Origin of the sequence: Streptomyces sp. NBC_00620 (assembly GCF_026341825.1) — a bacterium.
GTDB lineage: Bacteria > Actinomycetota > Actinomycetes > Streptomycetales > Streptomycetaceae > Streptomyces.
Genome location: NZ_JAPENY010000003.1, coordinates 2,277,431 through 2,302,166, shown reverse-complemented (window position 1 = coordinate 2,302,166; position 24,736 = coordinate 2,277,431). Strand labels below are relative to the sequence as shown.

22 protein-coding genes are annotated in these 24,736 nt (G+C 71.5%); 19 read left to right on the top strand and 3 right to left on the bottom strand.

Annotated features, from left to right (window positions below):
• Positions 1-49: 49 nt before the first annotated feature.
• The 11 genes from dxr (at position 50) to OG246_RS41155 (ending at position 11,166) form a co-directional block, all read left to right on the top strand.
• Positions 50-1,324 carry a 1-deoxy-D-xylulose-5-phosphate reductoisomerase gene (gene dxr / locus OG246_RS41205; RefSeq protein WP_266474488.1) on the top strand — a complete coding sequence of 425 codons (1,275 nt, stop codon included), beginning with the start codon at positions 50-52 and terminating at the stop codon, positions 1,322-1,324.
• Positions 1,321-2,625 carry an RIP metalloprotease gene (locus tag OG246_RS41200; protein WP_266474486.1) on the top strand — a complete coding sequence of 435 codons (1,305 nt, stop codon included), beginning with the start codon at positions 1,321-1,323 and terminating at the stop codon, positions 2,623-2,625. Before dxr ends, OG246_RS41200 begins: the two co-directional genes overlap by 4 nt.
• Before the next feature lie 162 nt (positions 2,626-2,787).
• Positions 2,788-3,945: a flavodoxin-dependent (E)-4-hydroxy-3-methylbut-2-enyl-diphosphate synthase gene (gene ispG / locus OG246_RS41195; RefSeq protein WP_266474485.1), complete on the top strand. Its 1,158-nt coding sequence runs from the start codon at positions 2,788-2,790 to the stop codon at positions 3,943-3,945.
• Positions 3,946-4,287: 342 nt separating this feature from the next.
• Positions 4,288-5,136: a GNAT family N-acetyltransferase gene (locus OG246_RS41190; RefSeq protein ID WP_266474483.1), complete on the top strand. Its 849-nt coding sequence runs from the start codon at positions 4,288-4,290 to the stop codon at positions 5,134-5,136.
• Positions 5,137-5,205: 69 nt separating this feature from the next.
• A complete protein-coding gene (locus OG246_RS41185; protein WP_266474481.1) occupies positions 5,206-5,775 on the top strand; it encodes a GNAT family N-acetyltransferase in 570 nt (189 codons plus the stop codon).
• An 80-nt stretch (positions 5,776-5,855) separates the two neighbouring features.
• Positions 5,856-7,547 (top strand): proline--tRNA ligase, encoded by a 1,692-nt coding sequence (locus OG246_RS41180; RefSeq protein WP_266474479.1) that lies wholly within the window; start codon positions 5,856-5,858, stop codon positions 7,545-7,547.
• Between the two features lie 144 nt (positions 7,548-7,691).
• The gene (locus OG246_RS41175; RefSeq protein ID WP_266474477.1) at positions 7,692-8,024 is read left to right on the top strand and encodes a hypothetical protein; all 333 of its coding nucleotides are present in this window, start codon (positions 7,692-7,694) and stop codon (positions 8,022-8,024) included.
• Positions 8,021-9,103 (top strand): FAD:protein FMN transferase, encoded by a 1,083-nt coding sequence (locus OG246_RS41170; protein WP_266474476.1) that lies wholly within the window; start codon positions 8,021-8,023, stop codon positions 9,101-9,103. The genes OG246_RS41175 and OG246_RS41170 overlap by 4 nt, the downstream gene beginning before the upstream one ends.
• Entirely contained in the window at positions 9,100-9,738 is a 639-nt protein-coding gene (locus tag OG246_RS41165; RefSeq protein ID WP_266474475.1) for a ferric reductase-like transmembrane domain-containing protein, read from the top strand. The genes OG246_RS41170 and OG246_RS41165 overlap by 4 nt, the downstream gene beginning before the upstream one ends.
• Complete coding sequence (locus OG246_RS41160) at positions 9,735-10,949, top strand: NADH-ubiquinone oxidoreductase-F iron-sulfur binding region domain-containing protein (protein ID WP_266474473.1); 1,215 nt, start codon at positions 9,735-9,737, stop codon at positions 10,947-10,949. The genes OG246_RS41165 and OG246_RS41160 overlap by 4 nt, the downstream gene beginning before the upstream one ends.
• Position 10,950: 1 nt before the next feature.
• Positions 10,951-11,166, top strand: a complete 216-nt coding sequence (locus OG246_RS41155; protein WP_266474472.1) for a ferredoxin — start codon at positions 10,951-10,953, stop codon at positions 11,164-11,166.
• Here OG246_RS41155 and OG246_RS41150 read toward each other — a convergent pair.
• The 3 genes from OG246_RS41150 to OG246_RS41140 are packed head-to-tail and all read right to left on the bottom strand — an operon-like array spanning position 11,163 to position 13,179.
• The gene (locus OG246_RS41150) at positions 11,163-12,092 is read right to left on the bottom strand and encodes an aminoglycoside phosphotransferase family protein (RefSeq protein WP_266474471.1); all 930 of its coding nucleotides are present in this window, start codon (positions 12,090-12,092) and stop codon (positions 11,163-11,165) included. The two genes, OG246_RS41155 and OG246_RS41150, sit on opposite strands and share 4 nt — an antisense overlap.
• A gap of 26 nt (positions 12,093-12,118) precedes the next feature.
• A complete protein-coding gene (locus tag OG246_RS41145) occupies positions 12,119-12,628 on the bottom strand; it encodes a ferritin-like domain-containing protein (RefSeq protein WP_266474470.1) in 510 nt (169 codons plus the stop codon).
• Positions 12,625-13,179 carry a hypothetical protein gene (locus tag OG246_RS41140; RefSeq protein ID WP_266474469.1) on the bottom strand — a complete coding sequence of 185 codons (555 nt, stop codon included), beginning with the start codon at positions 13,177-13,179 and terminating at the stop codon, positions 12,625-12,627. The genes OG246_RS41145 and OG246_RS41140 overlap by 4 nt, the downstream gene beginning before the upstream one ends.
• A 254-nt stretch (positions 13,180-13,433) precedes the next feature.
• On the opposite strand from OG246_RS41140, the gene rimP reads away from it, so the two are divergent.
• From rimP to OG246_RS41100, 8 genes are all read left to right on the top strand, one after another.
• Entirely contained in the window at positions 13,434-13,976 is a 543-nt protein-coding gene (gene rimP / locus OG246_RS41135) for a ribosome maturation factor RimP (protein WP_266474467.1), read from the top strand.
• 2 nt (positions 13,977-13,978) lie between these two features.
• Positions 13,979-14,977 (top strand): transcription termination factor NusA, encoded by a 999-nt coding sequence (nusA, locus tag OG246_RS41130; protein ID WP_266474466.1) that lies wholly within the window; start codon positions 13,979-13,981, stop codon positions 14,975-14,977.
• Positions 14,978-15,079: 102 nt separating this feature from the next.
• Positions 15,080-15,358, top strand: coding sequence for a YlxR family protein (locus OG246_RS41125; protein ID WP_266474465.1), 279 nt, complete (start codon positions 15,080-15,082; stop codon positions 15,356-15,358).
• 147 nt (positions 15,359-15,505) lie between these two features.
• Complete coding sequence (infB, locus tag OG246_RS41120; RefSeq protein WP_266474464.1) at positions 15,506-18,682, top strand: translation initiation factor IF-2; 3,177 nt, start codon at positions 15,506-15,508, stop codon at positions 18,680-18,682.
• A gap of 272 nt (positions 18,683-18,954) precedes the next feature.
• Complete coding sequence (locus OG246_RS41115) at positions 18,955-19,248, top strand: DUF503 domain-containing protein (RefSeq protein WP_266474462.1); 294 nt, start codon at positions 18,955-18,957, stop codon at positions 19,246-19,248.
• Positions 19,249-19,321: 73 nt separating this feature from the next.
• Positions 19,322-19,789: a 30S ribosome-binding factor RbfA gene (gene rbfA, locus OG246_RS41110; RefSeq protein WP_266474461.1), complete on the top strand. Its 468-nt coding sequence runs from the start codon at positions 19,322-19,324 to the stop codon at positions 19,787-19,789.
• Positions 19,786-20,691: a tRNA pseudouridine(55) synthase TruB gene (truB, locus tag OG246_RS41105; protein ID WP_266474460.1), complete on the top strand. Its 906-nt coding sequence runs from the start codon at positions 19,786-19,788 to the stop codon at positions 20,689-20,691. The genes rbfA and truB overlap by 4 nt, the downstream gene beginning before the upstream one ends.
• A 260-nt stretch (positions 20,692-20,951) precedes the next feature.
• A complete protein-coding gene (locus OG246_RS41100) occupies positions 20,952-24,686 on the top strand; it encodes a trypsin-like peptidase domain-containing protein (RefSeq protein WP_266474459.1) in 3,735 nt (1,244 codons plus the stop codon).
• Positions 24,687-24,736: the final 50 nt, after the last annotated feature.

Here is a 24,736-nt window from a genome sequence, read left to right as displayed (position 1 = left end):
AGAGGGGCGCACTGTCCTGTGCGGGACGCATTGCGGCCACAATGGGGGAATGAGCGACAGTCCAGCCCCCCTCGCTGATCCGCATCTTGTCTTCGACCCCGTGGACGGAGTCCGGGATGTCGTGATCCTCGGATCCACCGGCTCGATCGGCACCCAGGCCATCGACCTCGTGCTGCGCAACCCCGACCGGTTCCGGGTCACCGCGCTCTCCGCCGCCGGCGGACGGGTCGGACTGCTCGCCGAGCAGGCGCACCGACTGCGCGTCGAGGCGGTCGCCGTAGCACGCGCGGACGTCGTGCCGGCACTGAAGGAGGCGCTCGCCGCGCGGTACGCCCCTGGTGAGGCCCTTCCCGAGATCCTCGCCGGGCCGACCGCGGCCACTCAGCTGGCCGCCTCCGCCTGCCACACCGTGCTGAACGGAATCACCGGATCCATCGGCCTCGCGCCCACCCTCGCCGCCCTGGAGGCGGGCCGCACCCTCGCGCTCGCCAACAAGGAGTCGCTCATCGTCGGCGGCCCGCTGGTGAAGGCGCTGGCCAAGCCGGGCCAGATCATCCCGGTCGACTCCGAGCACGCCGCCCTGTTCCAGGCCCTCGCCTCGGGCACCCGGGCAGACGTACGCAAACTCGTCGTGACCGCTTCCGGGGGCCCCTTCCGGGGACGTACGAAATCCGAACTGGCCGACGTCACCCCCGAGGCCGCTCTCGCCCACCCCACCTGGGCCATGGGACCGGTCATCACCATCAACTCCGCGACCCTTGTCAACAAGGGGCTGGAAGTCATCGAGGCGCACCTCCTCTACGACATTCCCTTCGAACGGATTGAGGTGGTCGTGCACCCGCAGTCGTATGTCCACTCGATGGTTGAGTTCACCGACGGATCGACGATCGCCCAGGCGACGCCCCCCGACATGCGCGGGCCCATCGCCATCGGGCTCGGCTGGCCCGAGCGCGTGCCCGACGCGGCGCCCGCCTTCGACTGGACCAAGGCGTCGAGCTGGGAGTTCTACCCGCTCGACACCGAGGCGTTCCCGTCGGTGGCCCTCGCCCGGCACGTCGGGCAGCTCGCGGGTACGGCCCCGGCGGTGTTCAATGCCGCCAACGAGGAGTGCGTGGACGCGTTCCTGAACGGCGGGCTGCCGTACCTCGGGATCATGGAGACTGTCACACGAGTGGTCGAGGAACACGGCACACCGGATACGGGAACTTCCCTGACGGTCGCGGACGTCCTCGAAGCGGAGACCTGGGCGCGCGCCCGGGCCCGTGAACTGACGGCACAGACGAAACAGACGCCACAGGCGACAACCGCGGAGGCTCGTGCATGACGACCTTGATGATGATCCTCGGCATAGTCGTCTTCGTGGTCGGCCTGCTCATCTCGATCGCGTGGCACGAGCTGGGACATCTGTCGACGGCCAAGCTCTTCGGCATCCGCGTGCCGCAGTACATGGTCGGCTTCGGCCCGACCATCTGGTCACGCAAGAAGGGCGACACCGAGTACGGCATCAAGGCGGTCCCGCTCGGCGGCTACATCCGCATGATCGGCATGTTCCCGCCAGGCCCGGACGGCAGGATCGAGGCCCGCTCGACCTCTCCGTTCCGCGGCATGATCGAGGACGCCAGATCGGCCGCCTTCGAGGAGCTCAAGCCCGGCGACGAGAGCCGCCTCTTCTACACGCGCAAGCCGTGGAAGCGCGTGATCGTGATGTTCGCGGGCCCCTTCATGAACCTCATCCTGGCCGTCGCGATCTTCCTCGGCGTGATGATGACGTTCGGCATCCAGACCCAGACCACCACGGTCGGCAAGGTCTCCGACTGCGTCATCCAGGGGAGCGAGAACCGGACGAAGTGCGAGACCGGTGACGAGGCCGCGCCTGCCAAGGCCGCCGGCCTGCTGGGCGGCGACAAGATCGTCGCGTTCAACGGCAAGGCCGTCGAGGACTGGTCGACCCTCCAGACCGACATCCGCGACAACCCCGGTAAGACCGTCACCCTCACCGTCGAGCGCAAGGGCGAGCAGGTCGACCTCACCGCCCACCTGATCGAGAACCAGGTCAGCAAGACCGACGGCAACGGCGGCTATGTCGAGGGCCAGTACGTGTCTGCCGGCTTCCTCGGCTTCACGCCTGCCTCCGGCATCGTCGAGCAGTCCTTCGGGCAGTCCGTGGACCGCATGGGCGACATGATGCAGAACGGCGTCGAGTCGTTGATCGCCCTGCCGAGCAAGGTCCCCGCCCTGTGGGACGCGGCCTTCGGCGACGGCCCGCGCGAGGACGACTCCCCGATGGGCGTGGTCGGCGCGGCCCGCATCGGCGGCGACGTGTTCACCCTCGACATCCCGGCCTCCCAGCAGGTCGCGATGATGCTGTTCCTGGTGGCCGGCTTCAACCTCTCGCTGTTCCTCTTCAACATGCTCCCGCTGCTCCCGCTCGACGGCGGGCACATCGCGGGTGCGCTGTGGGAGTCGCTGCGCCGGAACCTGGCGAAGGTGCTGAGGCGGCCCGACCCGGGCCCGTTCGACGTGGCCAAGCTGATGCCCGTCGCCTATGTGGTGGCCAGCATCTTCATCTGCTTCACGATTCTGGTGCTGATCGCCGACGTGGTTAACCCGGTGAGAATCTCCTAGTAAGCCAGTGTTCGCGGCGGCCGGGCAGACTGACTGCCCGGCCGCCCACTGATGAGTGCGTTTACGAGCGGGATGTGCTCGGGCCTGCGCCCGTGCCGTAATCTCGAAGCCTGGAGCCCACGATTCCGGGACCTTGATCCACAACTTGGGGTTGCACAGCAGATGACTGCGATTTCTCTCGGCATGCCGTCCGTTCCGACCAAGCTGGCCGAGCGCCGCAAGACGCGGCAGATCCAGGTCGGAAGCGTGGCCGTGGGCGGAGACGCACCCGTCTCGGTGCAGTCGATGACGACGACACGTACGTCGGACATCGGCGCCACGCTTCAGCAGATCGCCGAGCTGACCGCCTCCGGCTGCCAGATCGTACGAGTCGCCTGCCCGACCCAGGACGACGCCGACGCCCTCGCGGTCATCGCCAAGAAGTCCCAGATCCCGGTCATCGCGGACATCCACTTCCAGCCGAAGTACGTCTTCGCGGCGATCAACGCCGGCTGCGCGGCGGTGCGTGTGAACCCCGGCAACATCAAGCAGTTCGACGACCAGGTCAAGGAGATCGCGCGGGCCGCGAAGGACACCGGCACCCCGATCCGGATCGGCGTCAACGCGGGCTCGCTCGACAGGCGACTGCTCCAGAAGTACGGCAAGGCGACGCCCGAGGCGCTCGTCGAGTCCGCCCTGTGGGAGGCGTCCCTCTTCGAGGAGCACGACTTCCGGGACATCAAGATCTCGGTCAAGCACAACGACCCGGTGGTCATGGTCAACGCCTACCGGCAGCTCTCGGCCGCCTGCGACTACCCCCTTCACCTCGGTGTCACGGAGGCCGGGCCCGCCTTCCAGGGCACGATCAAGTCGGCGGTGGCGTTCGGCGCGCTGCTGAGCGAGGGTATCGGCGACACGATCCGCGTCTCCCTGTCGGCCCCGCCCGTCGAGGAGATCAAGGTCGGCATGCAGATCCTGGAGTCGCTGAACCTCAAGCAGCGCCGCCTGGAGATCGTCTCCTGCCCGTCCTGCGGGCGTGCCCAGGTCGACGTCTACAAGCTCGCCGAGGAAGTCACCGCCGGCCTCGACGGCATGGAGGTCCCGCTGCGCGTCGCCGTCATGGGCTGCGTCGTCAACGGCCCGGGCGAGGCCCGCGAGGCCGACCTCGGCGTCGCCTCCGGCAACGGCAAGGGCCAGATCTTCGTCAAGGGTGAGGTCATCAAGACGGTCCCCGAGTCGAAAATCGTGGAGACCCTCATCGAGGAGGCACTCAAGCTTGCGGAGCAGATGGAGGCGGACGGGGTCGCTTCTGGGGAGCCGTCGGTGTCGGTGGCGGGCTGAGTTTTCTCGCCCCCTCCGCCCCTGCCCGTCCCTTGTTCCTGGGGCTCCGCCCCAGACCCCGCTCCTCAAACGCCGGAGGGGCTGAAATTTTCCCCGGCCGGAGCTGAAATCATTCGCCCTGGCAGGCAGATCCTTCGCCCCTGCGGCAGATCTTTCAGCCCGTCCGGCGTTTGAGGACGAGCGCGTCAGCGCGACAGGGGGGTCTGGGGGCGCAGCCCCCAGGCACGGGACGGGCAGGGGCGGAGGGGGCGAAAACCTCCCCACCCCAACCGGGCGGCGCCGCTCAATCTCGCCAGGTACAGTGCGGAGATCAGCAGACCGCGTATGGTGAGGCCCCCGCACGTGTTGACCCAGACCACCACCAGGGTCCTCGAACCGAGTGACCTGGACGCCGCGCTCGCCGTCCTCGACCGCGAGCCGGTCACGAACGCTTTCGTGGCTTCCAGGGTCCAGGTCGCCGGCCTCGACCCCTGGCGCCTCGGCGGCGAGATGTGGGGCTGGTACGAGGACGGCATGCTCCGGTCCCTCTGCTACGCAGGCGCCAACCTGGTCCCGATCTGCGCCACCCCCCGAGCCATCCGCGGCTTCGCGGACCGCGCCCGCAGGGCAGGCCGCCGCTGCTCCTCGATCGTCGGCCCCGCCGAGGTCACCGCCCAGCTGTGGCGACTCCTCGAACCGAGCTGGGGCCCCGCCCGCGAGGTCCGCACACACCAGCCCCTGATGGTCACCGACCGGCTCCCCACCGACATCACCCCGGATCCGTACGTCCGCCGCATCCGCAAGGACGAGATGGAAACGATCATGCCGGCGTGCGTGGCGATGTTCACCGAGGAGGTCGGCGTCTCGCCGCTCGCCGGTGACGGCGGGCTGCTCTACCAGGCACGTGTGGCCGAACTCGTCGGCTCCGGACGCTCGTTCGCCCGCCTCGACCAGAACGGCAAGGTCGTCTTCAAGGCCGAGATCGGCGCCGCCACCACGCAGGCCTGCCAGATCCAGGGCGTCTGGATCGCCCCCGAGTACCGGGGGCAGGGCCTGGCTGCCCCAGGCATGGCGGCGGTCCTGCGCTACGCACTCGCGGACGTGGCACCCCTCGTCAGTCTCTACGTCAACGACTTCAACACGGCCGCCCGGGCGACGTACCGCAGAGTCGGCTTCCAAGAGGTCGGCGCTTTCATGAGCGTCCTTTTCTAGCCGTGCCCCACAGGGGCGCGGGGCCGTCCCCCGCACCATCCGGCGAAGCGCCCGGGTAGTCTCCCCGGCATGCTGCGCTTCCCCGGTCAGGGCCCCCGCACCCCCGACGACGTGGTCATCGGCCCGCTGGATCTCGCCGCCCGTGTCGACGAGGCGCTCGCCGTGCAGGCCCTCGCCTTCGGTCTCGGCGCCGACGAGATCGCCGTACGCCGCCAGATCGTGCTGCGGCACCTGAGCTACCCGGGAGCCCGCGCGCTCGGCGCCACCACCGTCGACGGACGGCTCGTCGGCTTCGTCTACGGCATGCCGAACGACCGTACGCACTGGTGGTCCACCGTCGTCGAGCCGTATCTGCGCGCCCGCGGCCACGACGGCTGGCTCGACGAATCCTTCGTGATCACCGAACTGCACGTCCACCCGCGCTACCAGAACCGGGGCGTCGGCCGCGCCCTGATCACCGCCATCACGGACGACGTCGCCGAACCCCGCTCGATCCTCTCCGCCATCGACACGGACAGCCCGGCCCGCGGCCTGTACCGCTCGCTGGGATACGAGGATCTGGCCAGGCAGGTTCTCTTCCCGAGCGCGCCGAAGCCGTACGCCGTGATGGGCGCCCTGCTGCCCCTCAGGCACCGCTGACGGAGAAACGGATTTCCGGGGACGGCGGGCCCCCGGCTAACCTCCTTGCCATCACCCTTGAGCAGCAGGAGTCAAGAATCATGGCCCAGGTCCAGCGCATGTCCCGTTTGATGGTCAAGACACTGCGTGACGACCCGGCGGACGCGGAGACGCTCAGTCACAAGCTGCTGGTCCGCGCCGGCTATGTGCGCCGTACCGCCGCGGGCATCTGGTCCTGGCTGCCGCTGGGCAAGAAGGTCCTCGACAACGTCTCCCGGGTCGTCCGGGAGGAGATGGACGCCATCGGCGCGCAGGAGGTCCTCCTCCCCGCCCTGCTGCCCAAGGAGCCGTACGAGGCCTCCGGCCGCTGGGAAGAGTACGGCGACCTGCTCTTCCGCCTCAAGGACCGCAAGGGCTCCGAGTACCTGCTCGGTCCGACCCACGAGGAGATCTTCACCCTCCTGGTGAAGGACCAGGCGTCGTCGTACAAGGACCTGCCGGTCATGCTCTACCAGATCCAGACGAAGTACCGGGACGAGGCCCGCCCGCGCTCCGGCGTGCTGCGCGGCCGCGAGTTCCAGATGAAGGACTCCTACTCCTTCGACACCACGGACGAGGGCCTCGCGGAGTCGTACGCCCTCCACCGCGCCGCCTACCAGAAGATCTTCGCGCGCCTCGGCCTCGACTACCGCATCGTCTCCGCCGTCTCGGGCGCGATGGGCGGCTCGGCGTCGGAGGAGTTCCTGGCCCCGGCGGCCGCGGGCGAGGACACCTTCGTGGACTGCCCCGCCTGCGACTACGCGGCGAACACGGAGGCCGTCACCTTCAAGCTGACGCCCGTCACCGAGGAGCACGGCCCGGTCGAGGAGCTGGACACCCCCGACACCCCGACCATCGAGACCCTGGCCGCCCACCTCGGCGTCCCGGCCTCCGCGACCCTCAAGAACCTCCTGGTCAAGGTCGACGGCGAGATCGTCGCCGTCGGCGTCCCCGGCGACCGCGAGGTCGACCTCGGCAAGCTGGGCGAGCACCTCGCGCCGGCCGTCGTGGAACTGGTGACGGCCGAGGACTTCGAGGGCCGCGACGATCTCGTACGCGGTTACGTGGGCCCGCAGGGCCTGGAGAAGGTCCGCTACATCGCCGACCCGCGGGTGGCCCCCGGCACGGCCTGGATCACCGGCGCGAACAAGGCCGACACCCACGCGAAGAACGTCGTCGCCGGCCGTGACTTCGAGGTCGACGACTACTTCGACGTCGTCGTGGTCCAGGAGGGCGACCCCTGCCCGTCCTGCGGCACCGGCCTCAAGCTGGACCGCGCCATCGAGATCGGCCACATCTTCCAGCTCGGCCGCAAGTACGCCGACACCTTCCAGCTCGACGTCCTCGGCCAGCAGGGCAAGCCCGTGCGCGTGACGATGGGTTCGTACGGCATCGGCGTCTCCCGTGCGGTCGCGGCACTCGCCGAGCAGTCGGCGGACGGACAGGGCCTGTGCTGGCCCAAGGAGGTCGCCCCGGCCGACGTGCATGTCGTCGCGGCGGGCAAGGCGCTCCAGACCGAACTGGCCCTCGACGTCTCCGAGAAGCTCGGCGCCGCGGGCGTACGTGTCCTGGTCGACGACCGGGCCGGCGTCTCGCCGGGCGTGAAGTTCACGGACGCCGAACTCATCGGCGTACCGCAGATCCTGGTCGCCGGACGGCGCTCGGCCGAGGGCGTCGTGGAGCTCAAGGACCGCCGTACCGGCGAGCGCGAGGAGCTGACGGTGGACGAGGCGATCGCCCGCCTGACGGCGTAACCGGCACAACAGCGGTGCTTGAAGTCTGAAATTAAATGCGTCTCTCAGAGACTTCTTCCGGGGCGTATGGATTCCTCACAGACTTCTCTCAGGCTGCTCCCCGACCGTAGGACGTGACAGAGCGTCATTCGGAGGGGAGCAGCCATGACAGGCAGCGAGCGGGGGGCCGCCGCGGCGGTCCGCAGAGGGACACGACGTACGGCGGCCGCGGCAGCGGCGGTGACACTGGCCGCGGCGGCCGGGATGTTCGCCCTGATCGGCACGATGCAGGCGGACGCGAACACGGACACGGCGGCGACCGGCACCACGGATTCCTCGTCGAGCTCGTCCTCGGACACTTCGTCTTCATCCACGTCGGACTCGTCTTCGTCTTCCCCGTCTTCTTCCTCCTCGGACTCGACCCTCCAGTCGCCGTCCGACAACCCCACGTCCTCCGGCAGCGGCGACTCGGCCGACTCCTCATCGGGGGCGTCATGACCGGCGCCGCCGACTGGCGCGCCCTCGGCACGAGCGTCCGTCTGGTCACCACCGATCCGGCTCTGCTGGACTCGTGCAACCTGCTGCTCGCCCGGCACCTCGCCGAGGTCGACGCCACCTGCAGCCGTTTCCGCCAGGACTCGGAGCTGGCCGCGCTCGACGGCACCGACGGCCGTCCGGTCAAGGTCAGCCCGCTGCTCGCGGAGGCCCTGGCCGTCGCGCTGCGCGCCGCCGAGGCGACGGACGGCGCCGTCGATCCGACGGTCGGCTCGGCGATGAACGCCCTCGGCTACGACCGCGACTTCCAGCTGATCCAGGAGGACGGCCGCCCCGTCCGGCTCACCGTGCGCCCGGTCCCGGGCTGGCGCCTGGTGACGCTGGACCGTACGACCGGCACGGTCACCGTCCCGGCCGGCGTCCGCCTCGACCTGGGCGCAACCGCGAAGGCCTGGGCCGCCGACAGGGCCGCGACGATGCTCGCGGAGGCGGCGGGCTGCGGAGTCCTGGTGAGCCTGGGCGGCGACACGGCCGTCGCGGGCCGCCCTCCGCACGGCGGCTGGCGCATCCGCGTCCAGGACGCTACGGGCCCGGTCGACGAGATCCCCGCCCGTGGCTCGTCCGACATGGTCTCCATCCGAGGCGGCGGCCTCGCGACCTCCGGCACCACGGCCCGCCGCTGGCGCCGAGGAGCCCAGGACCTCCACCACATCATCGACCCGTACACCGGCCTGCCCGCCCAGACTCCCTGGCGCACCGTCTCCGTAGCGGCGGCGACCTGCGCGGACGCCAACGCGGCCAGCACGGCGGCCCTGGTGAAGGGCGCGGGCGCGGAACGCTGGCTGACCCGACTCGCCCTACCGGCAAGGCTGGTGGCGAACGACGGCACGGTACTCACGACACCGGGCTGGCCCACGTCGACTTCCGAGCCGGGCCCGGGAATCCCAGCCCGTCCGGCGTTTGAGGACGAGGCCGTCAGGCCGATACGGGGGTCTGGGGGCGGAGCCCCCAGGTACGGGACGGGTAGGGGCGGAGGGGGCGAAACACCCTCGACCGCAACCACCACCAGGGCCGCAGCATGACCGACTCCGCAATCCTCTGGTACGCCAACAGAGCCACAGGCGCGGTCTGCCTCGTCCTGTTCACCCTCGTAGTCCTGCTGGGCATCACCGTACGGCTGAGAGGCAGACTCCCCGGACTCCCAAGGTTCGGCACGGTCTCCCTCCACCGCACCCTCTCCCTCTCCGCCACAGCCTTCCTCGCCCTGCACATCACAGCCGCGATAGTGGACGGCTACGTCAACATCACCGTCCTCGACGTCCTCGTCCCCTTCGTCTCCGACTACCAGCCCCTCTGGCTGGGCCTGGGCACGGTAGCCCTGGACCTGATGCTCGCGGTGCTGGTGACCAGCCTGCTACGGGCCAGGATCGGCCTCCGCACCTGGCGCACCGTCCACTGGCTGGCGTACGCCTCCTGGCCGGTCGCCCTCGTCCACGGCATCGGCATCGGCACGGACAACGGCGCCACCTGGATGCTGTGGCTGACCGTCTCCTGCGTGACCGCCGTACTCACGGCCTTCGGCATCCGCGTGGCCCAAGCGACCTGCGCGTCGAGGCGCACCCCGGCCGCCCTCCTCCACACAGCCGAGCACACAGCCGTGCACGCAGCCGAACCCACAGCCGAACTTCGTCGCACGACGGCGGGAACCCGATCATGACCATGACCTTCACGGACATCTACATGCCACCCCGTCTGCTCGCCCCCGGCGGCGCCCCGGCCGGCCACACCACACACCAGCAGCGCTACGGCCCGGTGTCGTACGGCAACCCGGCGCACCTGCTGCGCACCCTCGCCGAGTCCGGCCTCACGGGTCGCGGCGGCGCCGCCTTCCCCACGTACCGGAAACTGGTCGCCGTCGCCGAGGCGGGCCGCCGCACCGGCCGCGCCCCGGTCGTCGTGGGGAACGGCGCCGAGGGCGAGCCCGCCAGCCACAAGGACAAGACGCTGCTGCGGCTCTCGCCCCATCTCGTGCTGGACGGGCTCCAGTTGGCGGCCGAGGCGGTCGGCGCGGGGGAGGCGTACCTCGCCGTCGAGGACGGCGCGACCCCGCTGGAAACGGCACTCACCGAGCGCCGCGACCCGCTGCCCGTGCGCATCGTACGAGTCCCGAAGCGCTTCCTCTCCGGTCAGTCATCGGCCCTCGCCCAGTACATCTCCGGGCAGGCCGCACTGCCCCGCGACCAGCACCCTCCGGTCCGCGAACAGGGTGTGCGCCGGGCCCCGACCCTCGTCCAGAACGTCGAGACCCTCGCGCACCTCGCCCTGATCGCCCGCTACGGCGCCGACTGGTTCCGTTCGCAGGGCACGCCGACCGAGCCGGGCAGCGCCCTGTGCACGGTGTACGCGCCGGGCCGGGAGGTACGGGTCGTGGAGGCGCCGTTCGGGATGCCGCTGCACCGGCTGCTCCCGCTGGACGGCGTCGGCGCGGTGCTCCTCGGCGGCTACCACGGCACCTGGCTCACGGCCGCCGAGGCCGCGACCCGCACCCTGACCGCCGACCTGGGAGCGGGCGTCCTCATCGCGCTGCCCGCCGACCGCTGCGGCCTCGCCGACACGGCCGACGTGCTGCGCTACCTCGCGCTCGAATCGGCCGGACAGTGCGGCCCCTGCCTCAACGGCCTGCCCCGGATCGCCGCCGCGTTCCGCACGCTGGCCGCACCCGGCCCGCAGGGCACCAGCCGCCGGGACGTCGCCCGCTGGGCCGGACTCGTCGAGGGCCGCGGCGCCTGCCACCACCCCGACGGCACGGTCCGCCTGGTCCGCAGCGCGTTCACCACCTTCGCCGCCGAACTCGACGCGCACGCCGCGGGCCACTGCACGGCGGCCGACCGCCGGCCCCTGCTGCCCGTCCCCGAGGACCGGAGCTGACATGGAAGCCGACCTGGAACTCGCCGTCGACTGGACCGCCTGCCAGGCCCACGGCCTGTGCGCGGAACTGCTCCCCGAGCACATCACGCTCGACGAGTGGGGCTACCCCCTGTTCCGCCGGGAACCGCTCCCCCGGAGAACCCTGAAACGCGCCAGAAGAGCCGCGGCCGACTGCCCGGTCCTGGCACTCAAACTCACCTCGGCACAAGGAAGTTAGAGCCAGCCCGCGAACTCCAGGAGCAGCTCCGCGTCCTGCGGACGCCCGACCCGCCGGGCCCGTACGCCCGACTCAACTGCCCGGAACAGGGTCCAGCCCCGCAGCCGCTCCTGGTCCACGTCCAGCGACTCGGCGAGCCGCTTCACCCGCCGGCGCGTGGTCGAGGACCCCGAAGGCGACGCGATCAGATCCTCCACCCGGTCACGGACCAGCCGGGCCAGATCGAAGGCGCACTCGCCGACCACCGGGTCGGGGCCCACGGCCAGCCAGGGCATGCGCTCACCGGCGAGCACCTTGCTCTGCCGGAAGGTGCCGTGCAGCAGCCGTTCCTCGGGTGGACCGGCCAGGAGCTCCTCGCGGGCCCCGAGCGCCGCGTCCACCAGGGCGGCGACCTCCGCGTCGGCGCCCGCCGACGCCCGCATCGCCTCGGCCTGCCGCCCGGTCCGCTCGGCGACGGTCTCGAAGGCGTGCGCGGCGGGCGGCTCGACCCACAGCCGCCGCAGCGTCCCGGCCGCCTCCAGCAGGGCCTTCGCCTCGGGCAGCGAACGCACGGAGACGTCGGGGTGCAAGCGCTCGAGCAGCAGTACGCCCTGTGCGTCATCCGGGTTGAGGAGCTGGACCGCGCCCCGGCCGTCCCAGTGGGCGAGCGCGGCCCGCTCGCTCTCCGGACGGGCTCGCCCGGGCGCCAGCTTCAGCACGGCGGGCGCCCCGTCGGCCTGCCTGACCAGGACCACCAGACTGCTGCGCCCGCCGGGCGCCTGCACCCGCTCCACCGTCAACTCGCGTAGATCAACGGCCTGTTGAGCCAGCGTCGGCAGCTTGTCCAGCCAGTCGCCGGTCCCACCCGTCCCCTCGGCACCGTCGGCCCCGTTGTGCTGCGTCTCGCCGAGCGCCCGAACGAGGCGTTGCGGCGGTTCGAAAGCCATGCGCGAGTGGTTCCTTCCAGCTGGCGTTAGGCCGGTGAGGGCGCCGACGCGGACGGGGTGGCGGCCCGCTCGGCGAGCCCAGGGAAGGCTACGCTCTCGCCGCGCCACCGCACTGCCCGTACCGCCGCCTCGCGCAGCGCCTCGGCGGCCGTACGCCGCTGGCCGCCCGTGGAAGCCCGTACGAGATCGGAGTACACCCCGGCCACCCGTTCCTCCAGTTCGGCCGCGAACCGCACGGCCGCGGCCGAGTCCTTCACCTGGAACGGCAGTGCGTACGCCGCCGCCGAGGCCTCGGGCTTTCCGCCCAGGTCCCGCACGGCCCGCGCCAGCTCGTCCCGCCGCGCCCGGTGGGCGTCGTAGGCCGCCCGGGCCTCGGTCCTGCGCGCATCGTCGATCTTGCCGCCGACGACGCCGTACCCGTAGACGACGGCGTGCTCGGCGCCCAGCGCGGCCTGCAGCGCCTTCAGCTCCGCCGCCTTCGCCTTCTTGGCGTCATCGGTGTCGTCGCCGCTCCTGGATTCCCTGGTGCCGGTCACTTCGTCCCCTCCGTCAACAAGTAGGCGTGTGCCGCCCCGGCCGCCGCCACTGACGCCAGCAGCCTGGCCAGCTCTCCCGGCACGTCCAGCAGGGCCTTCGCGCGCTGGTCGGCCAGGGTGCGCTCGGCCGACGCGAGCTCCTTGAGAGCGTCCTTCTCGGTGGCCGGCACGGTGGCCGACGGGGCGGGGGTGGCGCCGGCGGCCACCGCCGATTCCGATGCCGACGCGGACGGTGACGGCGATCCCGATGCCCGGCTTCCGCTGTCGAAGGCGGCCGTATGCCGTACGACCTCCGCGCGCAGCGGGCGCAGGCGCTCCGCCAGTGACGGGTACGCGGTGATCACGGCCGCGTACCGCTCCGCGAGCGCCCGGCTGTCGCGGGCGGCACGCGCGCGTGCCCGGTCGGCGGCCGAGGGGCCCCCACCGGAGGTCTCGGTGGTGGACGGCTCGGAGGTGGAACAGCCCGCGAGCGCGAAGGCGCCCGCGGCCGACGCGAGCAGGGTCCTTCGGCGCGGGCCCGAGGGGGTGCGCGACGGCAGGGTGAACGGCACGGGAGACGTCCTCGGAAGGCTCGTACGAAAGGGAGGGCTGCACGCCCGTGATCACGGTACCCGCGCCCCGGCCGATCGGTGGCCAGCGGCTCTCGCACAGTGCTCGTCCGGCCGGTTGTTCCGCGCCCTGCGCCCCCGTCCTCCGCCGTCCGGCCGCGTCACGATGGACGGCAACACCCCCGGCGACCGGATACCCTTTGACCTGACACGCGAGACCTACCCACAACAGCACACGCGGCCGAGGAGTCACCCGGATGAGCACCACCCAGAGCGAGAGGCTGCGAGAACTGCTGGAACCTCTCGTCAGCTCTCAGGGACTCGATCTCGAAGAGGTCGAGGTGGACTCGGTGGGACGCAAGCGTGTGCTGCGTGTCGTCGTCGATTCGGACGCGGGTGCCGACCTGGACCAGATCGCCGATGTGAGCCGCGCGCTCTCGGCGAAGCTCGACGAGACGGACGCGATGGGAGAGGGCGAGTACACCCTCGAGGTCGGAACCCCCGGTGCCGAGCGCGAGCTCAAGGAGCACCGTCACTACGTACGTGCCACGGACCGCCTGGTGAAGTTCCAGCTGAGCGACGACTCGGAGCTGATCGCCCGGATCCTCACCGTCGACGACTCCGGAGTCGACGTCGAAGTGCCCGGCGTGAAGGGGCGCAAGCCCACCGCCAAGAGGCTCGCCTTCGAGGACATCACCAAGGCGCGCGTCCAGGTCGAGTTCAACCGCAAGAGCAAGCCCGACGACCAGCACGAGCAAGACGAGCAAGAAGCGCTCGAAGAGAACGCAGAGGAGGCGTAGCCGTGGACATCGACATGAGTGCCCTGCGGGGTTTGGTACGGGAGAAGGAGATCTCCTTCGACCTGCTGGTCGAGGCGATCGAGTCGGCCCTCCTCATCGCCTACCACCGCACCGAGGGAAGCCGCCGCCACGCGCGCGTGAAGCTCGACCGGGAGACCGGTCATGTGACCGTGTGGGCGAAGGAGGACCCCGAGGACCTGGAGGAGGGGCAGGAGGCGCGCGAGTTCGACGACACCCCGTCGGGTTTCGGCCGCATCGCGGCGACCACCGCCAAGCAGGTCATCCTGCAGCGCCTGCGGGACGCCGAGGACGACGCGACGCTCGGCGAGTACGCGGGCCGCGAGGGCGACATCGTCACCGGTGTCGTGCAGCAGGGCCGCGACCCCAAGAACGTCCTGGTCGACATCGGCAAGCTGGAGGCCATCCTGCCGGTGCAGGAGCAGGTCCCCGGCGAGACGTACACGCACGGCCTGCGCCTGCGCTCGTACGTCGTCCGGGTCGCCAAGGGCGTCCGCGGTCCGTCCGTGACGCTCTCCCGCACGCACCCCAACCTGGTGAAGAAGCTGTTCGCCCTCGAGGTGCCGGAGATCGCCGACGGGTCCGTCGAGATCGCCGCCATCGCCCGCGAGGCGGGCCACCGCACGAAGATCGCCGTCCGCTCCACTCGGTCCGGGCTGAACCCCAAGGGCGCCTGCATCGGCCCCATGGGCAGCCGGGTGCGCAACGTGATGGCCGAGCTGAACGGCGAGAAGATCGACATCGTCGACTGGGCGGACGACCCGGCCGAGATGGTGGCGAACGCGCTGTCCCCGGCCCGCGTCTCCAAGGTCGAGGTCGTCGACCTCGCGGCCCGCTCCGCGCGCGTGACCGTCCCCGACTACCAGCTGTCGCTGGCGATCGGCAAGGAGGGCCAGAATGCCCGTCTTGCGGCCCGCCTGACCGGCTGGCGGATCGACATCCGTCCGGACACCGAACAGGCGGGCGACCAGGCCGGGGAATAGGCCCGGGAATAGATCCAAGCCGCAGGTGGCTTAGATCACGACAACAACCGTTCGATTCTTGCCCCAAAGGGGTGAGGTCGGTACGGGGAGGTAGACTTAAGAGTGTCTGGCCGGACGCGAGCCCGCGCATGCCCTGAACGCACCTGTGTGGGGTGTCGGGAGCGAGCGGCCAAGAAGGATCTGCTGCGCATCGTGGCGGTCGAGGGTGAATGTGTCCCCGATCATCGCGGTACGCTGCCCGGCCGGGGCTCGTACGTACACCCCGTCCTGGCCTGTCTCGACCTGGCGGTCCGCCGCCGGGCGTTCCCACGGGCGCTGCGTGCCCCGGGATCGCTCGACATGAAGGCGTTGCGCCACTACGTCGAGCAGGTAACACCGTAAGACGTGTCGTACGGAACCCCCGTGCGGCCCTGGTACCCCGCGAGTTGGAAGTAGGTCGAGATTGCGATGAGCACTCGATGAGCACGCGATGAGTACGCCCATGAAGTAGCGACGGTCCGGACGCAACCCGGACCTAAAAGGAGCGAAGTGGCTAAGGTCCGGGTATACGAACTCGCTAAGGAGTTCGGGGTTGAGAGCAAGGTCGTCATGGCCAAGCTCCAGGAACTCGGTGAGTTCGTCCGTTCAGCGTCCTCGACGATCGAGGCGCCCGTAGTACGCAAACTGACAGATGCCCTCCAGCAGGGCAACGGCGGCGGCAAGCCGGCGCCGCGCAAGGCCGCGCCCGCCAAGCCGGGTGCGCCTTCTCCCGCGCAGGCCGCCCGTCCGGCCGCCCCGCGCCCGCCGGCTCCCAAGCCGGCCGTGGCCGAGAAGCCCGCGGAGGCCGCACCGGTCACCCCGGTCATTCCGTCCACTCCCGCCTCGGGCCCGCGTCCGGGTCCCAAGCCCGCGCCGAAGCCCGCTCCGGCGGCTCCGGCTCCGGTCGCAGCCGAGTTCACGGCGCCCCCGTCGGCTCCCGCGGCTCCGGCCGCCGGTGCTCGTCCGGCTGCTGCCCGTCCCGGCGCTCCGAAGCCTGCCGGTGCTCGTCCGGCCGGTCCCGGCCAGGGTGGTCAGGGCCGTACCGACCGTCCCGAGCGCACGGACCGTCCCGAGCGTGGCGACCGCCCCGACCGTCAGGGCGCTCCGCGTCCGGGTGGCCAGGGCGCACGTCCCGGTGCTCGTCCGGCCGGTCCCCGTCCGGGCAACAACCCGTTCACCTCTGGTGGCTCCACCGGTATGGCGCGCCCCCAGGCGCCCCGTCCGGGTGGTGCCCCGCGTCCGGGTGGCGCTGGCGCCCCCGGCAGCCCGCGTCCGCAGGGCGCGGGTCAGGACCGTGGTGACCGCGGTCCCCGTCCCCAGGGCGGTCCCGGCGGCGCTCCGCGTCCGCAGGGCGGTCCGGGTGGTGCTCGTCCGTCTCCGGGCGGCATGCCTCGTCCGCAGGGTGGCGCTCCGCGTCCCGGCGGCGGCCCCGGTGGTAACCGTCCGAACCCCGGCATGATGCCGCAGCGTCCCGCTGCCGGCAGCCCGCGTCCGGGCGGCGGTGGCCCCGGTGGCGGCCGTGGTCCCGGTGGCGGTGGCGGTCGTCCCGGCGGTGCCGGTGGCGGTCGTCCCGGTGGCGGCGGCGGCTTCGCCGGTCGTCCGGCCGGTCCCGGTGGCGGTGGCGGCGGTTTCGCCGGTCGTCCCGGTGGTCCGGGTGGCGGCGGTGGCGGTTTCGCCGGTCGTCCCGGTGGTCCCGGTGGTGGCGGCGGCGGTCGTCCCGGCTTCGGCGGTCGTCCGGGTGGTCCCGGTGGCCGTGGTGGCACACAGGGCGCCTTCGGTCGTCCCGGTGGTCCCGCGCGTCGTGGTCGCAAGTCGAAGCGGCAGAGGCGCCAGGAGTACGAGGCCATGCAGGCCCCGTCGGTCGGCGGCGTCATGCTGCCTCGCGGCAACGGACAGTCCGTCCGCCTGTCGCGCGGTGCCTCGCTCACCGACTTCGCCGAGAAGATCGGCGCCAACCCGGCGTCGCTCGTCGGCGTGATGATGAACCTCGGCGAGATGGTCACTGCCACGCAGTCCGTCTCCGACGAGACGCTGAAGCTCCTCGCGGACGAGATGAACTTCGTCCTCGAGATCGTCAGCCCCGAGGAGGAGGACCGCGAGCTGCTCGAGTCCTTCGACATCGAGTTCGGCGAGGACGAGGGCGACGAGGACGACCTCGTGGTCCGTCCGCCGGTCGTGACCGTCATGGGTCACGTCGACCACGGTAAGACCCGCCTTCTCGACACCATCCGCAAGACGAACGTCGTTGCGGGCGAGGCCGGCGGTATCACGCAGCACATCGGTGCGTACCAGGTCGCGACCGAGGTCAACGGCGAAGAGCGCAGGATCACCTTCATCGACACCCCGGGTCACGAGGCGTTCACCGCCATGCGTGCACGTGGTGCCAAGTCGACCGACATCGCGATCCTCGTGGTGGCGGCCAACGACGGTGTGATGCCTCAGACGATCGAGGCGTTGAACCACGCCAAGGCGGCCGACGTGCCGATCGTGGTCGCGGTCAACAAGATCGACGTCGAGGGCGCCGACCCGACCAAGGTGCGCGGTCAGCTCACCGAGTTCGGTCTGGTGGCCGAGGAGTACGGCGGCGACACGATGTTCGTCGACATCTCCGCCAAGCAGGGCCTCAACATCGAGAGCCTGCTGGAGGCCGTGGTCCTGACCGCGGACGCCTCGCTCGACCTGCGGGCCAACCCGGAGCAGGACGCGCAGGGTATTGCGATCGAGTCCCACCTCGACCGTGGCCGCGGTGCCGTTTCGACGGTCCTGGTCCAGCGCGGCACGCTGCGCATCGGCGACACGATGGTGGTCGGCGACGCGTACGGCCGTGTCCGGGCGATGCTCGACGACAACGGCAACAACGTCGAGGAAGCGGGTCCGTCGACCCCTGTCCTGGTCCTGGGTCTCACCAACGTCCCGGGCGCCGGCGACAACTTCCTGGTTGTCGACGAGGACCGCACGGCGCGTCAGATCGCCGAGAAGCGCGCGGCGCGTGAGCGCAACGCCAACTTCGCCCGCCGGGGTGTCCGGTTCTCCCTGGAGAACCTGGACGAGGCCCTCAAGGCCGGTCTGGTGCAGGAACTCAACCTCATCATCAAGGGCGACGCGTCCGGTTCGGTGGAGGCTCTCGAGTCCTCGCTGCTCCAGCTCGACGTCGGCGACGAGGTCGACATCCGCGTCCTGCACCGCGGCGTGGGTGCGGTCACCGAGTCGGACATCAACCTGGCGACCGGCTCCGACGCGATCGTCATCGGCTTCAACGTCCGCGCTGCGGGCCGCGCGGCTCAGATGGCGGAGCGCGAGGGCGTCGACGTCCGGTACTACTCGGTGATCTACCAGGCCATCGAGGAGATCGAGGCGGCCCTCAAGGGCATGCTCAAGCCGGAGTACGAGGAGGTCGAGCTCGGCACGGCGGAGATCCGCGAGGTCTTCAAGTCGTCCAAGCTCGGCAACATCGCCGGTGTCCTGGTCCGCTCGGGCGAGGTCAAGCGCAACACCAAGGCGCGCCTCATCCGCGACGGCAAGGTCATCGCGGAGAGCCTCACCATCTCCGGGCTGCGTCGCTTCAAGGACGACGTCACCGAGATCCGCGAAGGCTTCGAGGGTGGTATCAACCTCGGAAACTTCAACGACATCAAGGTCGACGACGTCATCGCGACGTACGAGATGCGCGAGAAGCCGCGCTCGTAAAGCGGTTGTGTGAGCTGGCCGGCGGTGACTTGTCACCGCCGGCCAGCTCGCCGCTTTTAGGGGCGCGGGGAACTGCGCGACAAGCCCCCACCGGCCGGCAGCCGAAGAACGACCGGGGGGCCTGGGGCGAAGCCCCAGAGGATGGGACGGGTAGGGGCGGCGGGGGCGAAAACCCCGTCGAGCGAGCCGGAGGTTCGTTGTACGGTTCTGATGACCCTGCCAAGCGCATTGGCAGGCCATCTATCCCGTACCGGCGGGACATCCGGTTACACATGTATGTGGGGACGCTGTCCTTCGACCTGCTCCTCGGCGACGTTCGCTCGCTCAAGGAGAAACGCTCTCTCGTCCGCCCGATCGTCGCCGAACTCCAGCGGAAGTACCCGGTGAGCGTGGCGGAGACGGGAAACCAGGACTTGCACCGCAGGGTCGAGATCGGCCTCGCGGTGGTCTCCGGAGACACCGAGCACCTCACCGACGTACTGGACCGGTGTGAACGGCTCGTCGCGGCACGACCGGAGGTGGAACTGCTGTCGGTACGGCGCAGACTCCACACGGACGAAGACTGACGACGTCGGACGACGACTGACGAAGACCGACGAAGACTGACGAAACAAGCAAGGCGAAGAAGGAGACGGACCAGTGGCCGACAACGCGCGGGCTAAGAGGCTGGCGGACCTCATCCGAGAGGTGGTGGCCAAGAAGCTGCAGCGCGGGATCAAGGATCCGCGGCTCGGCACCCACGTCACCATCACGGACACCCGGGTCACGGGTGATCTGCGGGAGGCGACCGTCTTCTACACGGTGTACGGGGACGACCAGGTGCGGGCGGAGGCCGCCGCGGGCCTGGAGAGCGCCAAGGGCGTGCTCCGCTCCGCGGTCGGTGCGGCGGCGGGCGTGAAGTTCACGCCGACGCTGACCTTCGTCGCGGACGCCCTGCCGGACACCGCCAAGACCATCGAGGACCTGCTCGACAAGGCGCGTGCCTCGGACGAGAAGGTGCGCGAGGTCTCCTCCGGAGCGAAGTACGCCGGTGACGCGGACCCGTACAAGAAGCCGGACTCCGACGAAGAGTCGGACGACGACGAGACGGACGACGCCACCGGATGACCGAGAAGCACCAGACGCCCGACGGGCTTGTCATCGTCGACAAGCCGTCGGGCTTCACTTCGCACGACGTGGTCGCCAAGATGCGCGGGATCGCCAGGACCCGCCGCGTCGGACACGCAGGCACCCTCGACCCCATGGCGACGGGCGTGCTCGTCCTCGGCGTCGAGAAGGCCACCAAACTCCTCGGGCACCTCGCGCTCACCGAGAAGGAGTACCTGGGGACCATCCGGCTCGGGCAGAACACGCTGACGGACGACGCCGAGGGCGACATCACCTCGTCCACGGACGCGTCCGGCATCAAGCGGGACGCCGTCGACGCCGGCATCGCCAAGCTGACCGGCGACATCATGCAGGTGCCGTCCAAGGTCAGCGCCATCAAGATCAACGGCGTGCGCTCGTACAAGCGGGCGCGCGACGGCGAGGACTTCGAGATCCCGGCCCGTCCGGTGCGGATCTCGTCGTTCGCGGTGTACGACGTCCGTGACGCCGTAGCCGAGGACGGCACCCCGGTCCTGGACCTGGTGGTCTCGGTGGTCTGCTCGTCCGGCACGTACATCCGGGCGCTCGCCCGTGACCTGGGCGCGGACCTGGGCGTCGGCGGCCACCTCACCGCGCTGCGCCGCACCCGCGTCGGCCCGTACAAGCTCGACTCCGCGCGCACCCTCGACCAGCTCCAGCAGGAGCTGACCGTGATGCCGGTCGCGGAGGCCGCGGCGGCCGCGTTCCCGCGCTGGGACGTGGACGACAGACGGGCGGGGCTGCTTCTCAACGGCGTACGCCTGGAGATTCCCGAGGAGTACGCGGGGCGCGGCGCCGTGGCGGTCTTCGACCCGGCCGGGCGGTTCCTGGCCCTGGTGGAGGAGCAGAAGGGGAAGGCGAAGAGCCTGGCGGTGTTCGGCTGACGCCGACGGCCATTCGGGACCGGGCTTGCTGTACCCGCCCGTGGAGCGGCGATCACGGGGTCTCGTGCCCGCCGCTCCACGGTCCCCCCTCGGTTCCCCCACCCAAGGGTGTATCCATCCGTACCCGCCTATTCACCCCTTCGGGCAGGCGCTCGGAGTGAAGCGGGGGAGCGGAAGGGGGCGCGTTCGACACGCGATCTGTCCCGCTGATCACCCCGCGCCTACCGTCGGAAGCAGAAGCGCGGCGGGGAGGTTCGAGCATGGCGGGACGGGGCCCGCGGACCGGGGGCCGACATGCACCGGTCGACAGCCGACACGTACCGGTCCAGAGCCGGCCGGTACCGGACGACACCCGGGAGACGCGGGACGAGGCCCGGGAAGCGTATGACGACGCCCTGGTGCGGGTCTGCGACCTGGCGGGGCGCCCGCGCGGCACGGGGTTCGTCGCCGACCACCACGGCACGGTGATCACCAGCCACGAGGCGGTCGACGGCCTGGCCCGTCTTGTCCTGCACGCCCCCGGCGGCCGCACCTGCGTGGTCACCGCCGACGCCGTCACACCCCTCCCGGACGCCGATCTGGCTCTCGTACGCAGCGAAGGTCTCGGCGTGGACCCGCTCCCCGTCACCGTGCGGACCCACGTCGAGACCGGCACGTACGTCCGGATCGCCGCGGGCGGCTGGCGCGAGGCACGGGTACTCGGCGCCTCCGCCGTCACGTACACGGCGACCGACCGCTTCCATCTCCTGGGCGACGCCCTGGAGTTGGCGATCGGTACGGCCGGCGCCGACGCCCTGAGGCTGGGCGGCGGAGCCGCCGGAGGCCCGGTCCTCGACGCCTCGACCGGGGCGGTGGTGGCGGTCCTGGGCACCGCGCTGCACGCCGGGCACCGAGTGGCGGGCTTCGCCGTCCCGCTGCGGACTCCGGAGGCCGAAGGACCGCTCGCCGCGCTGCTGGTCCGCAACGCGGCGACGGTGCCCGCGTACGGAGCCGATCTGAATCCGGCGGGGGTGCTGGAGCTGACGGCGACGTCCGTGGGCTCGGACGGGCCCGGTGGACCGGACGGCGGGGACTTCGAACCTGTCGAACGGGCAGATGTCGTAAGGGAGTTCGCCGGATTCGAGGGCGGTGGCCAGGCCGCCGTGCTCGGGCTCGTCGGCCCGCCCGGCAGCGGTCGTACGACGGAACTGGCGGCCCTCGCCGCACGCCGGACCCGGGGCGCGGAACCGGCGCCCACCCTGTGGCTGCGAGGCGCCGACCTCCTCGCCACGGACCTCTCGGTGGCGGACGCGGCGGCGCGGGCGCTGGAGCGGGCCGGGCGGATCGTGGCGGCCTCGCGGGAGGGCCTGCACTCGGGGAGCTCTGCGGATTCGGGTGTGCTGCCTCCCGAGGGGTACGACGGTGAGCTGGGCGACATCGGGCCGGAACGGCTGGCCCGGGTGGCGCTGGACGCGGGGCGGCCGTTGCTGCTGCTCCTCGACGGTCCCGAGGAGATGCCGCCCGCCCTCGCCCACCGGATGCCCGAGTGGACGGCGGGGACGGCTGACTGGCTGCGGGAGACCGGGGCGCGGCTCGTGGTCGCGTGCCGGGCCGAGTACTGGGAGCAGGCGGGGGCGGAGTTTCCGGCGGAGCTGCTGCACCGGGCCGATCCCTCCTTGTCCGGGGCCGGGCAGCTTCCCGCCTGTGTGTGGTTGGGGGATCTGACCGAGGCGGAGGCGCTCCGGGCCCGGGCTCGTGCGGGAATCCCCGAGGGCGCGCTCGCGCCGGCCGACGCACGGCATCCGCTGGCGCTGCGGCTGCTGTCCGAGGTGCGGGCGGCGCTGCCGGACTCCCAGGCCGCTCGGGGCACGCTGCCGGACTCCGCGGCCGCTCCGGGTGCGCTGCCGGACGCCCCGGCCCGACCGCTCGACCGGGACGAGGTGTTCGCCGCCTACCTGGACCTCATGTGCCTGCGTGTCGCGGTCCGGCTGGCCGCGGTGAACGGGCTGCGTGGTACGGCCGTACGACGGCTCGCCGCTCAGGTCTCCGGCCAGGTGCACGAGGCCGCGCGGCGCTGTCTGGGGCCCGGGCAGGGGGAGTTGGACCGCGCGTCCTTCGAAGCAGTCTTCCCGTGGGGCCCCGCACCCGCTCGCCGCCTCGGGGCCACCACCGGCTGGGCCTCCGCCGTCCTCACCGAGGGTCTCCTCGTGCCCGCGGGCAACGGCTACCGCTTCGCCCACGAGGAACTCGCCGACTGGATCCAGGGCACCCACCTGGACCTGGACCCCGCCCTGCACGCCTTGGTGCACCGGGGGCGCGCGGGGGTGCCCGAGCAGGCGGGGCACCGCGGGTCCGCCCGGCCGGGAAGGCCGGGATCCGCCCCGCCCCGCGCACTCCCCGTCCCCCGCCACCGCATCGGCCCGGTCGTCCAGGCACTGCTGCTCCTGGCCCGGCAGCAGGGCCCCGGCGAGCTGGCCCGTCGGCTGGAAGACCTGGTCGACGCCGTGGACGACCTGCTGCCCGAGGGGCCGGCCCCGCTCGGCGACCCCGGCTGGTGGGCCACGCATCTCTGCGTCGACGTCCTGCTGCGGGTTCCCGACGCGAGCCCGTACGCCGGGGTGCTGCGGTTGCTCGCGGAGCGGATCGTGAGGTGGCGGGAGCAGGGGCGAGGCGTACCGGGGGAGTTCGGGCCGGCCTTCTGGGAGGCGCTGCCGCTGCCGGAGGAGGAACGGTTCGAGCTGCTGAGGTGCCTGGTCGTCGCGGATGAGGCACCGCGCACCGGGAACCAAGAAGGCGAACCCCGCTATCTGGACGCCGTGGCCCGCCTCCTCACCGCCGACCCCACCGCCGTACAACCGCACCTCACCCACTGGTTCGACGACGACCGCCCTCTCCCCGCGACCCCGCACGCGACCGTGGCGACGGCGGCACAGGCGCTGCTGTACGCGTACCGGAGCCGGGCCCTGGACGATCTCGCGGAGGCGCTGGTCGCAGTAGCGCACCGGCTCGGCGACGAGCTGCTCGCCGTACTCGCCGAGGAGGAACCGTCGGCCGTGTGCCGGGCGGTGGACCGGTGGGCGCACGACGAGCGCCCCGCACGGCGGGTGGCGGCGGTGGCCTACGGACTGCGGGCCGCCCCGCAGGTGCGGACCGAGGCCGACCGCGCGCTGCTGCGCTACGCGGCGCTGGCCCTGCTGGCCCGCCCCGCCGACTGCACCCTGCACGGCGGAGCGCTCGGCCTCCTCGTACGGGATCCGTGGACGCGGGCCCGGTACCTGCCGCAGGCCTTGGAGCGGTTCACGGCGGGTGACCCGCAGCTGCCCGCGAGCGCGCTGGTCGCCGCCCTCACGACCCACCCCGATCCGGTGCTCGCCGCATTCCGGGCCAGGCTGTGGCAACCGGGCGCGGGCCCGGACACCGGCGAGCTGCTGCGCACCCTCGCCGACGTCACCACGCCCGGCCTGGCCCGCCGCGTCGCTGCCCTCGTACGCGAGGCCGTGGAGATCCGCCCGGCGGCCGCCGCGCACGTGGCCGCGTACGTCGACCGGCGGCTCGAACACGGGACGGAGGCTTACACGGTGCTCTTTCCGCTGGTCACAGGGTTGATCGACGGCTGCCCCGCACCGGTGCGGTCGGCGCTCGCGACCGTGCTCGCCGCGCCCGGCGGCCCGGACTCCCGTCCGCTGCGGCGCGAACTCCTCGACCTCCTCCTCGCCCATGAACGGGACCCGGCCGTCCTCGACACCGTGCTGCGCGCGGCGGTGGCCGACGCGGCCCGCAGGGGAGAGGAGCCCACCCGTGAACTGGTGCACCGTACGGGCCTGCTCCTCGTCCGTACCCCGGCCGGAGCCACCGGCTTCGACCGCGGTCTCGTCGACCTGGCCCGCACCGTCCCCGGCTTCGCCGGCCTCGTGGCCGGCTGGCTGACGGGCGCCCCCGAGGAGTGGGCCGGCGTGGTCGGTCCGAGCACCCGCCGCATGATCGAGAACCTGGCCGGGGTGCGGGTTCCCGCCTGACCCGCGCCGCCGGAATGCGGGATGTGTCACAGCCTGATGCCGATGCAGGC